Here is a 19095-nt window from a genome sequence, read left to right on the forward strand (position 1 = left end):
ATCGCGCGCGGCGTCCCCCTGCGTCCATCGGGAGCAAGCATGAATCCTATCTTCGTGGTGATCGTCGCCGGCGAACGCAGCACCGAAGCCGTCCTCGCCGCCGAGGCCTTGCGCCATGCGGCCAGCGCACGCGGCGCGGTGGTGCACGCCGAGGTGCGCACGCCGCAGGGCGTGATCGCGCCGCTGGACCTGGCCGCGGCCGGCAGCGGCTATCCGCTGCTGCTGGTCGGCGACGGCGATGCCGATGCGGCGCGCTTCGCCGGCGCCGCGCCGCTGCGCGCCAGCCTGGATGCGGTGCTCGACGATGCCGACGGCGTGCTCGCGCCGCTGCTGGCCGCGGCCGCGGCCGCACCGGCGACGACCGCCGGCGCGGCCACGCAGACCGATGGCCCCAAGCGCATCGTCGCCGTGACCTCCTGCCCCACCGGCATCGCCCACACCTTCATGGCCGCCGAAGGCCTGCAGCAGGCGGCCAAGACCCTGGGCCACCAAATCCGGGTCGAGACGCAAGGCTCGGTCGGCGCCCAGGACACGCTCAGCGACGCCGAAATCGCCGACGCCGACCTGGTGCTGATCGCCGCCGACCGCGAAGTGGACCTGTCCCGCTTCGGCGGCAAGCGCCTGTTCAAGAGCGGCACCAAGCCGGCGATCAACGACGGCCCCGGGCTGATCCGCAAGGCGCTGGCCGAGGCCGGCGTGCATGCGGCCAGCGGCAACGGCGCCGCACCGGCGAGCAGCGAACGCGGGAAGTCGGCCGGCCCCTACAAGCACCTGATGACCGGCGTGTCGTTCATGCTGCCGTTCGTCACCGCCGGCGGCCTGCTGATCGCGCTGGCGTTCGCGCTGGGCGGCATCTACGCCTTCGACGACGCGCACAAGGGCACCCTGGCCTGGTCGCTGTTCCAGATCGGCGCCAAGGCCGGCTTCACCCTGATGGTGCCGGCGCTGGCCGGCTACATCGCCTACTCCATCGCCGACCGCCCCGGCATCGCCCCCGGCATGATCGGCGGCATGGTCGCGGCCAACCTCGGCGCCGGCTTCATCGGCGGCATCTTCGCCGGCTTCATCGCCGGCTACGGCGTGGCCGCGCTGAACCGCGCGATCAAGCTGCCGCGCACGCTGGAAGGGCTCAAGCCGGTGCTGATCCTGCCGGTGCTGGGCACCCTGCTGGTCGGCCTGACCATGCTGTACGTGGTCGGCCAGCCGGTCGCCGAAGCGCTGGCCTGGCTCACCGACTGGCTGCGCGGCATGCAGGGCAGCAGCGCGGTGCTGCTGGGCCTGCTGCTCGGCGCCATGATGGCCTTCGACATGGGCGGGCCGGTCAACAAGGCCGCCTATGCGTTCTCCACCGGCCTGATCGCCAGCCAGGTGTACACGCCGATGGCCGCGGCGATGGTCGCCGGCATGACCCCGCCGCTGGGCATCGCGCTGGCCACCTGGGTGTTCCGCAACCGCTTCACCCGCGAGGAGCGCGGCACCAGCGCCGCCACCGGCGTGCTCGGCCTGGCCTTCGTCACCGAAGGCGCGATCCCGTATGCCGCGCGCGACCCGCTGCGCACCATCCCGGCGCTGATGCTGGGCTCGGCGCTGGCCGGCGCGATCTCGATGGCCGCCGGTGCCGAACTGAAGGTGCCGCACGGCGGCGTGTTCGTGCTGCCGATCCCCAACGCGGTGACCCATCTGGGCATGTACCTGATCGCGCTGCTCGCCGGCACCGTGCTGACCGCGCTGGCGCTGCGCGTGCTGAAGAAGCCGGTCGCCGAATAAGTCCTGCGCCGACGCGCTGCCGGGGGCGATGTCCCCTCCCCCGTCGCCCACGGCGGCGCGCCGGCCTCCATCACACCCCAGGAGTCTCTGCCATGTCCCTCCCCCTCACCCGGCGCCTGTCGCTCACCGCCCTGGCGCTCGCGCTCGCCCCGCTGGCCCACGCCCAGGACGCCAGCGACGCGTTCAAGCTCAAGCTCGCCTACACCGGCGAGGCCGCGGTCTCGCTGGACGGCGGCAAGGAACAGGGCAGCGCCTACGCCGGCCAGCTGATGCTCGGCACCGACGTCGACCTGCAGCGGCTGATGGGCTGGAACGGCGCCACGCTGAAGGTCTACGCGATCAACCGCCACGGCACCAACCTGGCCAACAGCGACATCGGCAACAGCACCTCGGTGCAGGAAATCTACGGCGGTCAGGGCACGCGCCTGGCCAACTTCACCATCGCGCAGAAGCTGTTCGACGACCGCCTGGAACTGGAGGCCGGCCGCAGCGTGGCCAACATCCATTTCCTCGGCTCGGACCTGTGCGGCTACTTCCAGGGCAACTCGGCCTGCGGCAATCCGACCTTCGTGTTCCGCACCAGCAACTTCACCTACTGGCCGGTGTCCAGCTGGGCCGCGCACGCCAAGGCCTGGGTGACCCCGAACGTGTACGTGCACGTCGGCGCCTACGAGGTCAATCCGACCCAGGCCGAGGACGGCGAGCACGGCCTGAACTGGAGCAGCCGCGACCGCACCGGGGTGATCGTGCCCTACGCGATCGGCTACAAGACCGAGGCGGCCAGCGTGCGCTTCCCGGCGATGTACGAACTGGGCGGCTGGCAGGACAACTCCGACTACACCGACCCGCTGACCGACCGCAACGGCAACCCGGCGCGGCTCAGCGGGCTGGACTACGCCCCCCGCAACGGCCGCTCCGGCGCGTTCTTCCGCTTCGAACAGCAGGTCACCCGCCCCGACGCCGACAGCGCGCGCGGGCTGGTGCTGTTCGGCTCGGTGCTCAAGGGCACCTCCGGGCAGCTGATCGAAGACCACTTCCTGGAGCTGGGCCTGGTCCAGCGCGGCACCTTCGCCAGCCGCGAGCAGGACAACATCGCCTTCGTCGTCACCCAACAGCGCTACAGCGACGACGCGCTGGAAGACCTGCGCCTGGCACGCGCCGCGGCCGGCGGCAGCGGCACCCCGCACAGCTCGCAGTACATGATGGAACTGAGCTACGGCATCCAGGTCACCCCGCAGCTGCGCATCGCGCCGAACCTGCACTACATCGTGCATCCGGACCAGTTCAACGACCCGTCGCGGACCCGCGACCTGCCGAATGCGCTGGTCGCCGGCATGCGCGTGGATTGGGCGTTGTAGAGCCGGGATTGGGGATTGGGGATTCGTCGCGCCTGGGCGGACGCTGATGGTGGCGTGCGCAGGGCGCGGTGTTTCCTCAGCGCGCGTAGCCGATCGCCTCGATGCCAGGCGGCAGGATCGAAGCGACCGCGATAGCGGCGATCCTGCCTGGCTAGCGAAGCAGCGGTCCAGCGGATATCGCAAGGTCAAAGGACGGTCCGGGAATGGATGCACCGACAGTCCGCAGTAGCGTCCAGGCGACGCCGATTTCTGCATCGGCGCCACGGGAACGTCATCGCTCGGCCGGTATTCCGCGCAGGCGCGCGGCCAAGCAAGATGCACCCAAACGCACGACGCCCCGGCATGCCGGGGCGTCGTGCGTTCCGTCCGTGTCACTCCGCTCGCATGCACGCGCGCCGGTCCGTCGGCGCATGCGGGAACGAAATCCGGTGGCCGGCGAATCGAGATCCGTTCGATTCCGTGCAAGCGCGCATCCCTGGCGCGGGAGCGATGACGTTGCCGACAGACACAGGATGCCTGTGGCCACGTGCCGGCGCGATCGGTCGATGCCGTGTCGTGCCGTCAGAATTTCCCGACACGGACCGACAATCGAGGGCGGGCTAAGGACTCCGATCCGCCGCAAGCTGCCGCGCGCACAGTCCTTGCGGCTGCCAGGCCTGGGTCAAGGTCGTCGCTGGCCGGTCGGCGTCGTGGAGGATGAGCGCAAAGCCTTGCCGTGGCACCGTGCCGATCGCCATCAGCAGCATCGGCGGTCCGGCCTCGATCGTCAGGCTGTTGCCGGGTCCGCGCCCGACCTGGACGCCGGCCGGCGTCTCCAGGCAGGTGTCGCCGCTGACCGCGAAGAAGGCCTCCGGCCCGGAATGGACATGCAACGGCGCCGTCGTCCCCGGGAGGAAGATCGAGCGCAGATAGTCGGCCGCATAGGTCGACGCCGGCGCCACCGCGAGCGGACCGACCGTGGACACGTGCTCGCCGCCCTCTGAATGCCATGCGGCCTGCGCGAGGGTGAATAGCCAGACCGATCCGAACGCCTCCACCACCACGCTGGTCGGGACGGCGGCAGCGTCTGCGGACGCCTTCGACGCAAAGCGATCGAGATGCCAGAACACCGCCCCGGCAGGCAACGCCGGTAGCGGCTTGCGCGCCAGCAGGCACGCCGGCCCCGCCTCCTCCACTGCCCCGCATTGCCGTGTTGTCGCCTGCGCGACCGCCGCGGTGGGACACGCCGCCGCAACTGCAAACAGACAGAAAAGCATCCCGCGCATTGCCAATCCCCTGGCCGCGAAGCAGATCGGGAGCTTGCGCGCTTGTGGGCCCGGTTTCAACGGTGTGCGCGCATCGACGCGCGGCGGCTTGCGCAACGGCAGGCGCCGCCGCGGGAGGACCGCGGCCGTGGCCGAGCCGCCCGCTGGCCGCGCCGGCTCGGCGCCGGCCGCGCCGCAGTTGCCGCGCAACCGTCACCGTCGCTACATAAACGGATCCCATCGTAATCGCCTCGCCACCGCCGATTACGACGGTTTTCCAACATCCGCGTTGCAAGCATCTCGCGCCATGCGCATCCTGGTTGCCGAAGACGATACGTCCATTGCCGTTGCGTTGCGCGACTCGCTCGCCGAGTGCGGGCACGTGGTGGACCACGTCAACGACGGCGCCGCCGCCGAGCGCGCGCTCAGCGCCGAGTCCTACCACCTGCTGGTGCTGGACCTGGGCCTGCCGCGGCGCGACGGCCTGCAGGTGCTGCAGCGCGTGCGCGAACGCCGCGACGAGGTCGCGGTGCTGGTGGTGACCGCGCGCGACGGCGTGGAGGACCGCATCCGCGCCCTCGACCAGGGCGCCGACGACTACCTGATCAAGCCGTTCGAACTGTCCGAGTTCCTGGCCCGCACCCGCGCCCTGCTGCGCCGGCGCAGCAGCGGCGGCATCCCCGAGCTGGCCCTGGGCCAGCTGCGGATCAACCTGGCCGGGCGCCGGGTATGGCTGCAGGACGAGCCGCTGGAACTGACCGCGCGCGAGTTCGCGCTGCTGGAAACGCTGCTGATGCGCAGCGGGCGCGTGGTCAGCCGCGGCCAGCTCACCGACGCGCTGTGCGACTGGCAGCACGAGATCACCGACAACGGCCTGGACATCTCCATGCACCGCCTGCGCCGCAAGCTGCACGGCTCCGGGGTCGGCATCCGCACCATCCGCGGCCTGGGCTACCTGCTGGAAGAATCCCGCACCGCGGACGCCGACGCCGACACCGCCAACGACCCGCACGCGTCGTGAGCGCGGCCGTGGCAGCCGCGACGGCGGGCGCAGTCCCCGCCCATCCCAGCCTGCGCCGGCGCCTGCTGGCGTTCCTGCTGATCCCGACCCTGCTGCTGATGCTGGTGGTCTCGGCGCTGTTCTACCTGCTGATGCTCAAGTACTCCAACCACGTCCACGACATGGACCTGAAGGAGGACACGCTGGGCCTGGCCAAGGCGGTCAACGACGCCGGCGCGCGCCTGCCGCTGCCGCTGCAGGCGCGGCGCCTGCTCGAATACAGCAGCGACGGCCGGGTGTTCTTCGAGGTACGCAGCCGCGACCACGGCGTGATCAGCAACAGCGCGCAACCGATCCCGGCGCACGCCGCGCCGGCCGCGCTCGGCCGGGTGGTGCTGCGCGACGAACGCATGGCCGACGGCACCCCGGTGCGCGTGGCCAGCCTGATCGTGCCGTCGGCCTGGGAGGCCAACGACCGGCTGACGATCTCGGTGGCCGAGACCCTGGACGACCGCCACCGCCGCGCGCGCGAGATCCTGATGCTGATGCTGCCGACCGAACTGCTGCTGACCTGCTCGCTGCTGGCGCTGGTCTGGCATGGGGTGCGCGTGGGCCTGCGCCTGCTGCAACCGGCGGTGCGCCGGCTCGACGACAGCCAGCGCGACCTCAGCCCGGTGTCTGGCCCCGACATCCCGATCGAGGTGCTGCCGCTGACCCAGGCCATCGACGGCCTGCTGGGCCGGCTCAAGCAGCTGATGGCCTTGCAGGAGCGCTTCGTCGCCGACGCCGCGCACCAGCTGCGCACGCCGCTGGCCGGACTGAGCATGCACGTGCAGCGCGCCCAGGCCAGCACCCGCCCGCAGGACACCGCGCAGGCGCTGCAGCACATCCGCCAGCTGACCGACCGCGCGATCCGCAGCTCCACCCAATTGCTGGCGCTGACCCGCGCCCAGGCGCCGCGCGAGAGCATCCGCCCGCTGCTGCCGCTGGACCTGGCCGCGTGGCTGCCGCAGGCGCTGGCCGAGCGCATTCCCGACGCGCTGCAGGCCGGAGTCGATCTGGGCTACGACGACGACGATGCCGACAACGGGCCGGCCTGGGTCGCCGCCGACGCCTGGTCGCTGCGCGAACTGCTCGACAACCTGCTCGACAACGCCTTCAGGCATGCCGCCGGCGGCATGGTCACGGTGAGCCTGCGCCGGCAGTCGCGGCACCTGCAGCTGGCGGTCGACGACGCCGGCCCGGGCGTGGACGAGGCCTTGCTGCCGCGCCTGGGCGAACGCTTCTTCCGTGCCCCGGATGCGCCCGAAGGCGGCACCGGCCTGGGCCTGGCGATCGTCGCCAGCATCGCCGCACGCCACCACGCCGCCCTGCGCTACCAGCGCTCGGCGCTGGGCGGCCTGCGCGTGGAGCTGGACCTGCCGGCCAGCGCGGCGACGCCCGCATGAGCCGCCGTCGCGCATCCCGGCTGGCCGGCCTTGCCGTGCTGAGCGCCGCGGCGCTGGCCGGCTGCGTCAGCACCCCGCTGCCGGAGCTGACGCAGCCGCTGCCGTCGCAGTGGACATCGCTGCCGGCAGCGGCCACTCCACGACCGCCCGGCAGCGCGTGGTGGCAGGACTTCCACGACCCGCAACTCGATGCGCTGGTCGCGCAGGCGCTGCGCGACGATCTCGACGTGGCCCAGGCCCTGGCCAGGCTGCGCGCGGCGCGGCGCATGGATGGCGTCGCAACGGCAAGTCTGAAGCCGCAGTTGCATGCGCGCACCGAAGAACCGATCGACCCCGACGCCAGCGCCTCGTTCCTGGTCGCCGGCTTCGACGCGGAATGGGAACTGCCGCTGTTCGGGCGCGGCGAAGCCACCCGCCGCATGAGCCGCGGCGACCTGCAGGCCGCGCAGGCCAGCCTGGAGCAGGTCCGCACCGCCACCGTCGCCGACGTGGCGCGCAACTGGATCGAACTGCGCCACGCGCAACAGGCCGAACAACTGCTGCAACGCATCGCCGACGCCCGCCAGCGGCAGGCGACGCTGAGCGCCTCCCTGGTCGCGCTGCGCCTTGCGCCGCCGGCCGCCGCCGCCCAGGCGCAGGCCGCGCAACTGCAGGCGCAAGCCGCGCTGGGCGAACCGCGCACCGCCAGCGCCGCCGCCGCGCAACGGCTGGCGGTGCTGCTGGCGCGCAGCGCACCGGACCCGGCGTGGAGCGCCGCCGACGCGGCAGCCGCCGCCCCGGACGCGACGGCGTCGGGCCTGCAGATCGGCGCGATCGACGCGGTGCCCGCGGATCTGCTGCGGCGGCGCCCGGACATCGCCGCGCGCGAGGCCGAGGTGCTGCGCGCGGCCGGCGAACTGGGCATCGCCCGCGCCGACCGCTACCCCAGCATCGGCCTGGGCGGCGCCATCCACTGGTCCACCAACCTGCTCTCGCACCGCCGCACCGCCACCCCGCACGAGATCGCCTCGCTGGGTCCGCTGATCGACATCCCGCTGTTCGACTGGGGCCTGCGCCAGGCCACGGCGCAGGCCCGCGGCGAGCTGCTGCAGGCGGCGACGCTGGCCTACCGCCAATGCGTGCTGGATGCGGTGGCCGAAGTGCAGAACGCGCTGACCGCGCTGGAACAGCAGCGCCAGCGCGTGCTGGCGCAGCAGCAGGCGCTGCAGGCGCTGCAGCAGGCCGCCGACGCGGCGCAGGCGCGGCGCAGGCTGGGCCTGGGCAGCGATCTGGACGTGGCCACCCAGCAGGCCGCGCGCGACCAGATCGCGCTGGAGCTGCTCGAGGCGCAGCGCCAGCGCGACCTCGACTACATCGCGCTGCAAACCGCGCTGGGCAGCGCGCAAACGCAGGCCACCGCCACCGTCGGCGACGCGGGCAGCGCAGGCGCAACGCCCTGATGGTCGCGCTGGCCCGCCAGACCCTGCGCCACGAATGGCGCCGCTTCCTGCCGGTGGTGGTCTCGGTCGGTTTCGCCAGCCTGTTGCTGCTGCTGCAGACCGCGCTGGTGCTGGGCATCTTCGGCAGCGCTAGCGTCTACGTGTCCGGCTCCGACGCCGACCTGTGGCTGGGCTATCCGGGCACGCAGAGCGTGGACCAGGGCCGCCCGATCGATCCGGATGCGGCTACGGCGCTGTACCTGGACCCGCGCGTGGTCCAGGTCGAGCCGTTCGTCTGGTTCGACGGCGACTGGCGCGGCCCCGACGACACCGGCGCGGTGTCGATCTATGTCTCCGGCATCGACACCCGCGCCGACGGGCTGATGTTCGCGCGGCTGCTGAGCCCCGCCCTGCGCGCGGCGCTGCGCGAACCGGACACGGTGGTGGTGGACCGCGCCGAACTGGACAAGCTCGGCGTCGGCATCGGCCGCAGCGCGCGCATCAACGGCCACCGGGTGCGGGTGATCGGGGTCGGCCGCGGCCTGCGCGCACTGGGCGGGGTCAACGTGCTGGCCTCGCTGGAAACCGCGCGCGCCCTGAACACCGATGCCGTGCACCCGGACTGGCCGACCTACATGGTCGCGCGGCTGCGGCCCGGCAGCGACGCCGCGGCGGTGGCGCGCAGCCTCGCCGGCAACGCCGCGCCGGCGCGCATCGAGGCCTGGAGCGCGGCGCAGTTCGCCCGGCGCAGCATCCTGTTCTGGATGTTCGACACCGGCGCCGGCTCCGGCGTGCTGTTCCTCGGCGGCATCGTGCTGCTGGTCGGCGTGGCGATCACCAGCCAGACCCTGCTGGCCACGGTGCTCGGCGCGGCGCGCGAGTACGCCACGCTCAACGCCCTGGGCGTGAGCATGCGCGCGCTGCGCTGGGTGGTGCTGGAGCAGGCGGCCTGGGTCGGCGCGCTCGGCCTGCTCGGCGCCAGCGCGCTCGGCGCCGCGCTGGTGGCGCTGGCGCGTGCGCACGACGTGCCGGTGGCGTTCGATGGCAACGGCTGGGCCGCGTGCGTGGTCGCGGTGATGTTGCTGACCGTGCTCTCGGCGCTGGCCGCGCTGCGCGGACTGCGCCGCGCCGACCCGGCGCTGCTGCTGCGATGAACCAGGCCGCCGCCCCCGCCGACGCCGCACTGCTGCCGCACGCCGCCACGCTGCACGGCAGCGCCCTGTGCAAGAGCTTCGTCTCCGGCAAGCTGCGCACCGAGGTGCTGCGCGACGTGAGCCTGCAGGTGTGGCCCGGCGAACTGACCCTGATCTCCGGACCGTCGGGCTGCGGCAAGAGCACCCTGCTGTCGATCCTCAGCGGCCTGCAGCGCGCCGACAGCGGCCGGGTGCAGGCGCTGGGCGAGAACCTCGGCGCGCTCGACGCGACCGCGCTGGAGCGCTTCCGCCTGCGCCATACCGGCTTCATCTTCCAGGGCTTCAACCTGTTCCCGGCGCTGAGCGCGCTGGACCAGGTGCGGCTGCCGCTGCAGTACATGGGCCTGGCCGCCGCCGAGGTGCGCGCACGCGCCGAAGCGGCGCTGGCCGAGGTCGGCATCGCCCATCGCCAGCACCTGCGCCCGGCCGAACTGTCCGGCGGCGAGAAGCAGCGCGTGGCGATCGCGCGCGCACTGGCCAAGCACCCGGCGCTGCTGTTCGCCGACGAACCGACCAGCGCGCTGGACGCCGGCAACGGCCAGATCGTGATCGACCTGCTGCACCGCATCGCCCGCAGCCACAACACCATGGTGCTGTGCGTCAGCCACGATCCGCGGCTGATCCGCCATGCCGACCGCGTGCTGTCGATGGAAGACGGCCGCATCCTCGACGACCGCCGCCTGGCGCCGCCGCCTCCGCCCCCCTCTTCGTCCCGGATGTCCGCACCATGAAAGCGTTCCTCGCCGCTCCCCTGCTGGGCCTGCTGCTGGCCGCCTGCGCGCGGCCGCCGCAGGCGGCGCCCGTGCCCAGCGCGGCGCCGGCCTACCTGGCGGTGGCGCGCGGGCGCATCGACGTGGAAGGCGGCCTGCTGCGGCTGAGCCTGCCGGTCGCCGCGACCCTGCAGCGGGTGGCGGTGCACGAAGGCGACGCGGTGCGCCGCGGCGCGCTGTTGATCGAAGCCGACGACCGCGCCGCCGCGCTGGAGCTGGAGATCGCGCAGACCCGCGCGCAGGCGGCCAGCGCGCACGTGAGCCAGCTGCAGCAGCGGCTGGCGCACGCGCAGCAGCGCCAGCGACGGCTGGCCGAAGCGGCGCGGATCGGCGCCGGCGACGGCCAGAGCGCGGATGATGCCGCCGACGCCAGCCAGACCCTGGCCGACGCGCTGCAGGCCGCGCGCAGCGACGCCGCGCTGGCTGCCGAACAGGTGCATCAGGCGCAACTGCAGCGCGACCAGTACCGCCTGTCCGCGCCGGCCGACGGCCGCGTGCTGCAACTGGCCGCCGCGGTCGGCGCGCGCAGCGACGGCGGCGCCACGCCGCTGCTGACCCTGCTGCCGGACGCGCCGCGCCTGGTCCGCGCCGAATTGAACGAAAGCTACGCCGCCGCGGTGAGCCCCGGCATGCAGGCCGAGGTGATCAGCGACGACGGCCGCCAGACCGCACTGGGCACCGCGGTGGTGCGCTGGCTGGCGCCGGCGTTCGGCCCGGCGCAACTGCACGACGACGCCGATGGCGCCAGCGCCGGCAACGACCGCAGCGTGGCCTGCGTGCTGGCGTTCCGGCAACCGTCGGCGCTGCGCCTGGGCCAGCGCGTGCTGGTGCGCTTCCGCAACCCGGCCGCCGCGCAACGCTGACGAAAGGCTGCTGAAACGCCTGTCCGCCACGCTGCGCGCGTTCCTCCGCTGCCGACGCCGTGCCGCCATGATCCAATCCGCCGAATTCCACTTCCAGGGCGGCCGCCACGGCGTGCTGCTGCTCCACGGCCTGACCGGCACCCCCAGCGAGATGCGCCTGCTCGGCAAGAGCCTGCACCGCGAAGGCTTCAGCGTGCATGGCGTGCAGCTGGCCGGACATTGCGGCAACGAGGACGACCTGATCGCCACCGGCTGGCGCGACTGGAGCGCCAGCGTCGAGCAGGCCGCGGCGCAGATGCGCCCGCAGGTGGACAAGCTGTTCGTGGCCGGCCTGTCGATGGGCGCGCTGCTGGCGTTGCAACTGGCCGAAGAACGGCCGGAGTGGGTCGACGGCGTCGGCGTGCTCGGCGCCACCTTCCGCTACGACGGCTGGAACATCCCGCGGCGCGCGCGGCTGGCGTTCCTGCTGCCGTGGTTCAAGCGCCTGGGCATCGGCCGCCGCCGCATGTTCCTGGAAGAACCGCCGTACGGCCTGCGCGACGAGCGCATCCGCGCGCAGATCAGCGGCGCGATGCTCGGCGGCGACAGCAGCGCCGCCGGCCTGCCCGGCAATCCGTGGCACGCGCTGGCCGAGATGCACCTGCTGTCGCGGCGGGTGCGCCGCAACCTGGCCAAGGTGACCGCGCCATGCCTGGTCGCGCATGCGGCCGAGGACGACATCGCGCATCTGCGCAACGCGCAGCTGGTGGTCGCCGGCGTGTCCGGGCCGGTGGAACTGCTGTTGCTGCACGACAGCTACCACATGATCACCCTGGACCGCGAACGCCGCGTGCTCGGCGCGCGGCTGGCGCAGTTCTTCGCCGCCCAGGCCGGCGCGCCGCGCCAGGCCGCCTGATGGCGCTGCAGGCGCCCGTGGTCGGCGTGTGGCTGGCGACGGTGGCGCTGGACACGGTCGGCCAGCTGGCCTTCAAGCACGTCGCCAGCGATCCGCTGGCGAGCGGCGCGGCACGCTGGCGGCGCATGGCGCGGCAACCGTGGCTGTGGCTGGGCATGGCCTGCTACGCGTTCGAATTCCTGGCCTGGACCGCGTTCCTGTCGCTGGTGCCGCTGGGCCGCGGCGTGCTGCTCGGCTCGATCAACATCGTGGCGATCATGCTCGCCGGGCGCTGGCTGTTCGGCGAGCGGCTGGGACGCATGCAGGTGGCCGGAATCTGCCTGGTCAGCGCCGGCGTGGCCGTAGTCGGGCTGGGCACATGAGCCGCCCGCCGCTGCACCGCTACGCCGTGGGCTTCGCCCTGCTGCTGGGCTTCGACACCCTGGCCCAGTTCGGCTTCAAGCTCGGCGGCGCGCATGCGTTCCCGCCACAGGCCGAGTGGGCCTGGGTGCTGCGCCTGCTCGCCAGTCCCTGGCTGTACGCCGCGCTGCTGGGCTATGTCGGCGCGTTCTTCACCTGGATGAAACTGCTCGAACACGCGCCGATCGGCCCGGCGTTCGCCGCCTCGCACCTGGAGGTGGTCAGCGTGCTGCTGCTGTCGGCGTGGTGGTTCGGCGAACCGATCGGCGCCTTGCAGGCGCTCGGCGCGGCGCTGATCGTGGCCGGCATCGTCTGCCTCGCGCTCGGCGAGCGCGCCGCGCCGGCCGATGCGCACTGAGGTTCCGCCCACCGCCGGCCTGCCGCTGCGCTGGCGCGACCTGTGGCCGGCGCGCACGCCGCAGCGGCTGGCCGCGCAACTCGGCGTGCCCGATGCGCTGCTGACCTGCTCGGGCACCGCCGCGCTGGTCGTCGCGCTGCGCACCCTGGCCGCCGGCAGCCGCCGCCGGCAGGTGCTGGTGGCCGCCTACACCTGTCCGCTGGTGGCGCTGGCGGTGGCCCACTGCGGCCTGCAGCTGGTGCTGTGCGATCTGCTGCCCGATGCGATCGAACCCGATCCGGCGCAGCTGGCGCAGCGCTGCGGCAGCGACACCCTGGCGATCGTCGCCACCCACCTGGGCGGGCGCCTGACCGACCTGGAACCGCTGCGCCAGGCCGCCGCGGCCTGCGGCGCGATGCTGATCGAAGACGCCGCGCAGGCGCTGGGCGGCGTGCACGCCGACGGCCGGCCGGCCGGCCTGGGCGGCGACATCGGCTTCTGCAGCCTGGCGGTGGGCAAGGGCCCGACCCTGTACGAAGGCGGCCTGCTGATGTCGCCGCACGCGCCATTGCGGCGCAGCCTGGCCGCGATGGCGGCGCGCCTGGGCCAGCGCGACTGGCGTTGGGAACTGCAGCGCAGCCTGCAGTTGCTCGGCTACGCCGCGCTGTACCGGCCGCACACCTTGCGCTGGGCCTACGGCGCGCCGCTGCGTCGCGCCTTGCGTCGCGGCGACCGCGTGGCCGCGGCCGGCGACCATTTCGATGCGGCGATCCCGCAACACGCGGTCGGCGCCTGGCGCGAAGCGGTCGGCGTGCGCGCCAGCGCGCGCTGGCCGGCGTTCCTGGCGCAGGCGCGCGACCAGGGCCGGCGCCGCAGCGCCCGCCTGGCCACGCTGCCCGGGCTGCGCGTCGTCGCCGACAGCGCCGGCGCGCAAGGCAGCTGGCCGGCGCTGCTGGTGCTGCTGCCGGACGCGGCCGCGCGCGAACGCGCGCTGGCGCAGCTGTGGCCGCGCGGACTCGGCGTCGGCCTGCTGTTCGTGCACGCCCTGCCCGACTACGCCTATCTGCGCGACATCGTCGATCCCGCACCGATGCCCAACGCGCGCGACTTCGCCGCGCGCTGCCTGAGCATCAGCAACAGCCCGTGGCTGCACGAAGAGGGTTTCGAGGCGATCGTCGCGGTGCTGCGGCAGGTGTGTGCCGAGCGGATCGGCTGATCCCGCAACACCATCGCACCCTGCACAATCCTGTAGGAGCGGCTTCAGCCGCGACAGGATCCATCGGTAACGCGGGTCGCGGCTGAAGCAGCTCCTGCACGGGCATGCGCTATCGACGCAGCCCGGCCTCGGCCAGCGCGTCCAGCAGCCGCAAGTTCACCTCGTGCTGCTGCGCCTGCCATGCCGGCAGCGCCTGCGGCGACGGCGGCGGCTGCGCATCCAGCGCCGCCAGGCGCCGCTTCCACCATTGCGGATAGCGCGCTTGCGACACCTCGCCGGTGATGTCGCTGCCGAGCAGTTGTCCGTGCAGATAGGCGATGGCGGTGAGCAGGTGCGGCACCCGCAGCTCGCCCTGGTCCCAGTTGGTGCGCGCGTCCTGCGGATCCAGCACGTCCTTGTCCAGCGACAGGTAGGTCGGCATCGGCGTGCTGCGCAGCTGCTGCAGGAAGGCGTCGATCATCTCCATGCTCGAGCCGAAGCCGCGCACCGCGCGGCCCAGACCCAGGCGCCGCGCCCAGCCCACGTCCACGCCGCTGCACCAGTAGCGCAGCTTGCCGCGATACAGCGGCCGCAGGTGGTTTTCCCAGGCGTGCGCGGCGCCGACATCGCCCGAGGTGATGCCGACCACTTCCACCCGCGCCACCTGCGGCAACGCCGCGACCCGCCATACCCACGAGCCGCAATGCACCGCGAACGGGAAGCGCATGTTGTCCGGATGATTGTCGAACACCACCACCCGCAGCGGCGCCTGCGCGCGCTGCGCCTGTCGCACGATCAGCGGCAGGCTCAGGTGGTGGAAATCGCCGCTGCCCAGCAGCACGGTGCCATGCCGCGCCGGCAGCACGCGGTCGAGTGCGGCGCCGAAGCGCCGCAGCCGGCGCAGCGAACAGGCGAAGCGCAGCCCGTCGCACCACTCGTGCAGCGGCAGGCGCAACGCGCCCGGCACCGTGCCGAGCGAGTCGTCCAGGTCCAGCAGTACCGGTGCGCTCATGTCATTCCGCCGCGTCGGCGTCAGGGTCTGGAGTGCCGACGTCGTCGGCTTCGAACAGCGGCCGCAGCCGCCGCAGCGCAATGCGCAGCAGCGGATTGCGCAGGTACACCGCATGCCAGGTGTAGGTGAAGCTGGCGCCGAGTTGCGCCTTCACTTCCGGATCGGTCCAGCCGGCGACATAGGCGCGCAGGCCATGGCGGCAGGCGTAGTCCAGGTTGTGCATCCAGCTCAGCGCGTACAGGTTGTGTTCGCGCGCATCCGGATAGTGCAGGCCGATGTACTTGTCCAGCAGCCGCCCGTCGTGCACGTAGCACAGGTTCCAGCCGATCAGCCGGCCCTGGTGGCGGTAGGTGAACACCAGGCCGCCGGACTGGGCATCGGTCAGCAACGCATCGAAGAACGCGGCGGTCAGCAGATCGAAATGCACCTCGCTCTGCGCATAGACCTGCAGGTACAGCGCGTAGCAGTGCGCGCGCAGCGCCGGGTCGGCGAAGGCGGCGCCGGTCGGCAGTACCTCGATCTCCAGGTCGGCGCGCGAGCGCAGCTTGCGGCGGATGTTGCGGCGGCGGCCGCGCGACAGCCGCGCCAGGTATTCGTCGGTGGAGGCGAAATCGATCGGCACCCAGGCCAGCGCCTGCCCGCGCAGCAGCACGTAGCCGCTGCGTTCGCAGGCCTCCAGGAACACGTGCGCCCAGGCATTGTCGGTGGCATCGAGCAGCGGCGAGTGCTGCGGGATGTCCTTGACGATCAGCAGCGGGCGCTTGCGCCCCAGCTGCGTTCGCCACTGGCCGGGCAACTGCGCCGGATCGGCCGCACGCGGCAGCCAGGCGTATTCGCTGACGGTACTGCCGACGAAGCTGGTGCGCGGCCGCAGCCAGCGCCGCCACAGCCGCTGCAGCGGCCAGCTGGCCACGCGCGCGCGCAACGCCGGATCGGCGGTGGTGAGCAGGTCGAACACGGCGTCGAACGCAGGCACGCCATGCTCCAGGGTCCGCGCCTGGAAATCCTGCGGGGGATGCGCGAGGAACTGCTGCTGCAGCGCCCGCGGTTCGAGTTGGCTTACGAAAGGCATCTGCAAGATTGACCGGCTAGCGTGGAGGATGGATGCCGCCGCCGTGGGCTGTGGCATGCCTTCCACCGGCGGCACGCGCCGCGCGGTGGCCATTCATTTCGCGGAGGACTGCCATGACCCCGTCTATCGAGACACAGATCCACAGCATCGTCGCCAAGCATGGCGAGATCGATCCCGCCGGCCTGACCGCCGACACCAAACTGCAGGACCTGGGCGTGGATTCGCTCGAGGCGATCGAAATCCTGTTCGACATCGAGGAGCACTTCGACATCACCTTCCCGCAGCGCGATCCGAACCTGGACGACGGCTCGCTGGGCAAGCTGGCCGAAGCGGTGCACCAGGCGCTGGCCGCCAAGGCCGCCGCTGCGCTGGCACCGGCGCACTGAGCCGGCATGGACCGCTCGGCGCAGGGACACCGCGTCGTCGTCACCGGGATGGGCGCGGTCAGCGCGCTCGGCCTGGGTGCCGATGCCCTGTGGCGCGGCATGTGCGAGGGCCGTAGCGGCATCGCCGCGCTGGCCTCGCCCGATCCGCAGGCCACCCTGAAGATGCGCCTGGCCGCCGCTCTGCCGGGCTTCGCGCCGCAGGCGGCGCAACTGGGCGGCATCGCGCCCGGCCAGTTGGACCGGATGACGCAGATGGCGCTGGTCGCGGCCTACGAGGCCGTGGCCCAGTCCGGCCTGGACGTGGACGGCACCGGCGCCGCACGCGGCGCGGTGGTGATCGGCACCGGCGTCGGCGCCGAATTGAGCCGCGACGAACAGTCGCGGCGGCTGTACCGCGAGCAGGCCGAGCGCCTGCATCCGCTGACCATCGTGCGCAGCATGAACAACGCCCCGGTCAGCCAGATCAGCATCGCCTTCGGCCTGCGCGGCCCGGCCTTCGCCGTGTCCAGCGCCTGCGCCTCGGCCAACCACGCGCTGGCGCAGGCGGCGCTGCTGATCCGCCACGGCCTGGCCGACGTGGCCATCGCCGGCGGCAGCGAAGCCTGCCTGAGCCTGCCGCTGATCCGCGCCTGGGAAGCGATGCGCGTGATCAGCGACGACACCTGTCGGCCGTTCTGCGCGCAGCGCAGCGGCCTGGTGCTGGGCGAAGGCGCCGGCATCTTCGTGCTGGAAAGCGCCGCGCATGCGGCCGCGCGCGGCGCCATGGCGCTGGCCGAACTGGCCGGTTTCGGCATGAGCGCCGATGCCCACGATATCGTCGCGCCCAGCGCCGACGGCGCCGCCGCGGCGATGCGCCTGGCCTTGCAGGATGCCGGCCTGCAGCCGCAGCAGATCGACTACATCAACGCCCACGGCACCGGCACCCTGGCCAACGACCGCTGCGAGACGCAGGCGATCCGTGAGGTGTTCGGCAGTCACGCCGATGCGCTGGCGGTGAGTTCGACCAAGGCGGTGCACGGGCATGCGCTGGGCGCCGCCGGCGCGCTGGAACTGGTCGCGGCGATCGGCGCGCTGCGCGAGCAGACGGTGCCGCCGACCGCGAACTTCCTGGATCCGGATCCGGACTGCGACCTGGACTACGTCCCCAACCACCCCCGCGCGCAACCGGTGCGCGCGGTGCTCAGCAATTCCTTCGCCTTCGGCGGCCTCAACGCGGTGCTCGCGTTGCGCGAGGCGCGCTGAGGCCGATGCCGCGGCGGACGACGGGAGGCAACGCGGCGCCAACGCGCTGTCTCCCGCCATCTCATGCCACCCGCTTGGCGCGGGTCAGCAACTGGTCCAGCAGCGACAGGCCCAGATCGATCTCGTCGTGGCTGATGTGCAGCGACGGCGCCAGGGTGATCACGTTCTTGTAGTAGCCGCCCACGTCCAGCACCAGGCCGATGCGCTTGCCGTTGTGGCGCAGCTCGCCTTCCAGGCCCATGTCCACCATCGTGTCGAGCAGCTTGCGGTTCGGGGTGAAGCCGTCCGCCTGGCAGATCTCCGCGCGCAGCGCCAGGCCCAGGCCGTCGACGTCGCCGATTTCCGGATGGCGCTTCTGCAGGTCGCGCAGGCCGTCGAGGAAGTGCGCGCCCTTGGCCATGACCATCGACTCGTAGTCGGTCTCGGCCAGCATGCGCATCGTCTCCAGGCCCACCGCGGTGCCGAGCGGGTTGGAGGCGAAGGTGGAATGGGTCGAACCCGGCGGGAACACGGTCGGGTTGATCAATTCCTCGCGCGCCCAGATGCCGGCCAGCGGATTGAGGCCGTTGGTCAGCGCCTTGCCGAACACCAGCACGTCTGGGGTCACCCCGAAATGCTCGATCGCCCACAGCTTGCCGGTGCGGAAGAAGCCCATCTGGATCTCGTCCACCACCAGCAGGATGCCGTACTTGTCCAGCACCCGCTTCAGGCCGGTGAAGAAGTTCGGCGGCGGGATCACGTAGCCGCCGGTGCCCTGGATCGGCTCGACGTAGAACGCGGCGTACTCGCACTGCCCGGCCTTGGGATCCCACACGCCGTTGTACTCGGTCTCGAACAGGCGCTCGAACTTGGCCACGCACTGCTCGCCGTACTCTTCCTTGGAAATGCCCTTGGGGCCGCGGAAGTGGTACGGGAATTCGATGAACTGGGCGCGGTCGAAATGGCCGAAGCGGCGCCGGTAGCGGTACGAGGAGGTGATCGCCGAGGCGCCCAGGGTGCGGCCGTGGTAGCCGCCCTCGAAGGCGAACATCAGGCTCTTGCCGCCCGTGGCATTGCGCACCAGCTTCAGCGAATCCTCCACCGACTGCGCGCCGCCGACGTTGAAGTGCACGCGGCCCTTGCGGCCCCACTTGCGCTCGGCATCCACCGCGATGGTCTTGGCCAGTTCGATCTTGGTCGGGTGCAGGTACTGGCTGGCCACCTGCGGCAGCGTGTCGATCTGCCGCTTCAGCGCGCCGTTCAGGCGCGGATTGGCGTAGCCGAAATTGACCGCCGAATACCACATCTGCAGGTCCAGGTACGGCACCTCCTCGGTGTCGTACAGATAGCTGCCGTCGCAGTGCGCGAAGATCCGCGGCGGCTCGCTGTAGTGCACGGTGTCGCCGAACGAGCAGTACTCGGCCTCGTCGGCCAGCATCTGCGCATCGCCGAGCGCGGCGTGGTAGGCCGGGCCGGTGCGCAGCAGCGCGTCCGGATCGGGCGAGGCCGGCTGCAGG

The 19095-nt window shown here is 72.3% G+C and carries 18 protein-coding genes; 14 read left to right on the top strand and 4 right to left on the bottom strand.

The window, feature by feature from the left end; all coding sequences use genetic code 11:
• The first annotated feature begins 39 nt into the window (after nucleotides 1-39).
• Both AB8810_RS14235 and AB8810_RS14240 read left to right on the top strand, forming a co-directional pair.
• Nucleotides 40-1767, top strand: a complete 1728-nt coding sequence (locus tag AB8810_RS14235; RefSeq protein WP_369914002.1) for a PTS fructose transporter subunit IIC — start codon at nucleotides 40-42, stop codon at nucleotides 1765-1767.
• Between the two features lie 92 nt (nucleotides 1768-1859).
• Nucleotides 1860-3125, top strand: a complete 1266-nt coding sequence (locus AB8810_RS14240) for a carbohydrate porin (protein ID WP_369914003.1) — start codon at nucleotides 1860-1862, stop codon at nucleotides 3123-3125.
• A gap of 599 nt (nucleotides 3126-3724) precedes the next feature.
• Here AB8810_RS14240 and AB8810_RS14245 read toward each other — a convergent pair.
• Nucleotides 3725-4486, bottom strand: a complete 762-nt coding sequence (locus AB8810_RS14245; protein WP_369914004.1) for a hypothetical protein — start codon at nucleotides 4484-4486, stop codon at nucleotides 3725-3727.
• Between the two features lie 190 nt (nucleotides 4487-4676).
• On the opposite strand from AB8810_RS14245, the gene AB8810_RS14250 reads away from it, so the two are divergent.
• The 10 genes from AB8810_RS14250 to AB8810_RS14295 all read left to right on the top strand — a co-directional run bounded on the left by AB8810_RS14250 (nucleotide 4677) and on the right by AB8810_RS14295 (nucleotide 13908).
• The gene (locus tag AB8810_RS14250; RefSeq protein WP_369914005.1) at nucleotides 4677-5390 is read left to right on the top strand and encodes a response regulator; all 714 of its coding nucleotides are present in this window, start codon (nucleotides 4677-4679) and stop codon (nucleotides 5388-5390) included.
• Between the two features lie 8 nt (nucleotides 5391-5398).
• The gene (locus AB8810_RS14255) at nucleotides 5399-6817 is read left to right on the top strand and encodes a sensor histidine kinase (protein WP_179564097.1); all 1419 of its coding nucleotides are present in this window, start codon (nucleotides 5399-5401) and stop codon (nucleotides 6815-6817) included.
• Nucleotides 6814-8256: a TolC family protein gene (locus AB8810_RS14260; protein ID WP_369914006.1), complete on the top strand. Its 1443-nt coding sequence runs from the start codon at nucleotides 6814-6816 to the stop codon at nucleotides 8254-8256. The genes AB8810_RS14255 and AB8810_RS14260 overlap by 4 nt, the downstream gene beginning before the upstream one ends.
• Nucleotides 8256-9389 carry an FtsX-like permease family protein gene (locus AB8810_RS14265; protein WP_179564093.1) on the top strand — a complete coding sequence of 378 codons (1134 nt, stop codon included), beginning with the start codon at nucleotides 8256-8258 and terminating at the stop codon, nucleotides 9387-9389. The genes AB8810_RS14260 and AB8810_RS14265 overlap by 1 nt, the downstream gene beginning before the upstream one ends.
• Complete coding sequence (locus AB8810_RS14270; RefSeq protein WP_369914007.1) at nucleotides 9386-10159, top strand: ABC transporter ATP-binding protein; 774 nt, start codon at nucleotides 9386-9388, stop codon at nucleotides 10157-10159. Before AB8810_RS14265 ends, AB8810_RS14270 begins: the two co-directional genes overlap by 4 nt.
• Nucleotides 10156-11061 carry an efflux RND transporter periplasmic adaptor subunit gene (locus AB8810_RS14275; RefSeq protein ID WP_369914008.1) on the top strand — a complete coding sequence of 302 codons (906 nt, stop codon included), beginning with the start codon at nucleotides 10156-10158 and terminating at the stop codon, nucleotides 11059-11061. The genes AB8810_RS14270 and AB8810_RS14275 overlap by 4 nt, the downstream gene beginning before the upstream one ends.
• Nucleotides 11062-11128: 67 nt before the next feature.
• Nucleotides 11129-11956 (top strand): carboxylesterase, encoded by an 828-nt coding sequence (locus AB8810_RS14280; RefSeq protein WP_191826468.1) that lies wholly within the window; start codon nucleotides 11129-11131, stop codon nucleotides 11954-11956.
• Nucleotides 11956-12318: an EamA family transporter gene (locus AB8810_RS14285; RefSeq protein WP_009593961.1), complete on the top strand. Its 363-nt coding sequence runs from the start codon at nucleotides 11956-11958 to the stop codon at nucleotides 12316-12318. The genes AB8810_RS14280 and AB8810_RS14285 overlap by 1 nt, the downstream gene beginning before the upstream one ends.
• On the top strand, nucleotides 12315-12713 hold the full coding sequence (locus AB8810_RS14290; RefSeq protein ID WP_179564085.1) for a multidrug efflux SMR transporter: 399 nt from the start codon (nucleotides 12315-12317) through the stop codon (nucleotides 12711-12713). The genes AB8810_RS14285 and AB8810_RS14290 overlap by 4 nt, the downstream gene beginning before the upstream one ends.
• Nucleotides 12703-13908, top strand: a complete 1206-nt coding sequence (locus AB8810_RS14295; protein ID WP_369914009.1) for a DegT/DnrJ/EryC1/StrS family aminotransferase — start codon at nucleotides 12703-12705, stop codon at nucleotides 13906-13908. Before AB8810_RS14290 ends, AB8810_RS14295 begins: the two co-directional genes overlap by 11 nt.
• Before the next feature lie 109 nt (nucleotides 13909-14017).
• Here AB8810_RS14295 and AB8810_RS14300 read toward each other — a convergent pair whose 3' ends face one another.
• Nucleotides 14018-14899 (bottom strand): hypothetical protein, encoded by an 882-nt coding sequence (locus AB8810_RS14300; protein ID WP_369914010.1) that lies wholly within the window; start codon nucleotides 14897-14899, stop codon nucleotides 14018-14020.
• 1 nt (nucleotide 14900) lies between these two features.
• On the bottom strand, nucleotides 14901-15971 hold the full coding sequence (locus AB8810_RS14305; RefSeq protein ID WP_369914011.1) for a GNAT family N-acetyltransferase: 1071 nt from the start codon (nucleotides 15969-15971) through the stop codon (nucleotides 14901-14903).
• 113 nt (nucleotides 15972-16084) lie between these two features.
• Here AB8810_RS14305 and AB8810_RS14310 point away from each other — a divergent pair, with 113 nt between their 5' ends.
• Nucleotides 16085-16357 carry an acyl carrier protein gene (locus AB8810_RS14310; RefSeq protein ID WP_191826464.1) on the top strand — a complete coding sequence of 91 codons (273 nt, stop codon included), beginning with the start codon at nucleotides 16085-16087 and terminating at the stop codon, nucleotides 16355-16357.
• A 6-nt stretch (nucleotides 16358-16363) separates the two neighbouring features.
• Nucleotides 16364-17599, top strand: a complete 1236-nt coding sequence (locus AB8810_RS14315; protein ID WP_369914012.1) for a beta-ketoacyl synthase — start codon at nucleotides 16364-16366, stop codon at nucleotides 17597-17599.
• 61 nt (nucleotides 17600-17660) lie between these two features.
• Here the strand turns inward: AB8810_RS14315 and AB8810_RS14320 are convergent, their stop codons facing one another.
• Complete coding sequence (locus AB8810_RS14320) at nucleotides 17661-19016, bottom strand: aspartate aminotransferase family protein (protein WP_206228713.1); 1356 nt, start codon at nucleotides 19014-19016, stop codon at nucleotides 17661-17663.
• Nucleotides 19017-19095 lie beyond the last annotated feature (79 nt).

This window comes from Xanthomonas sp. NCPPB 3005 (genome assembly GCF_041228095.2).
In the GTDB taxonomy this organism is placed as follows: domain Bacteria; phylum Pseudomonadota; class Gammaproteobacteria; order Xanthomonadales; family Xanthomonadaceae; genus Xanthomonas_A; species Xanthomonas_A bonasiae.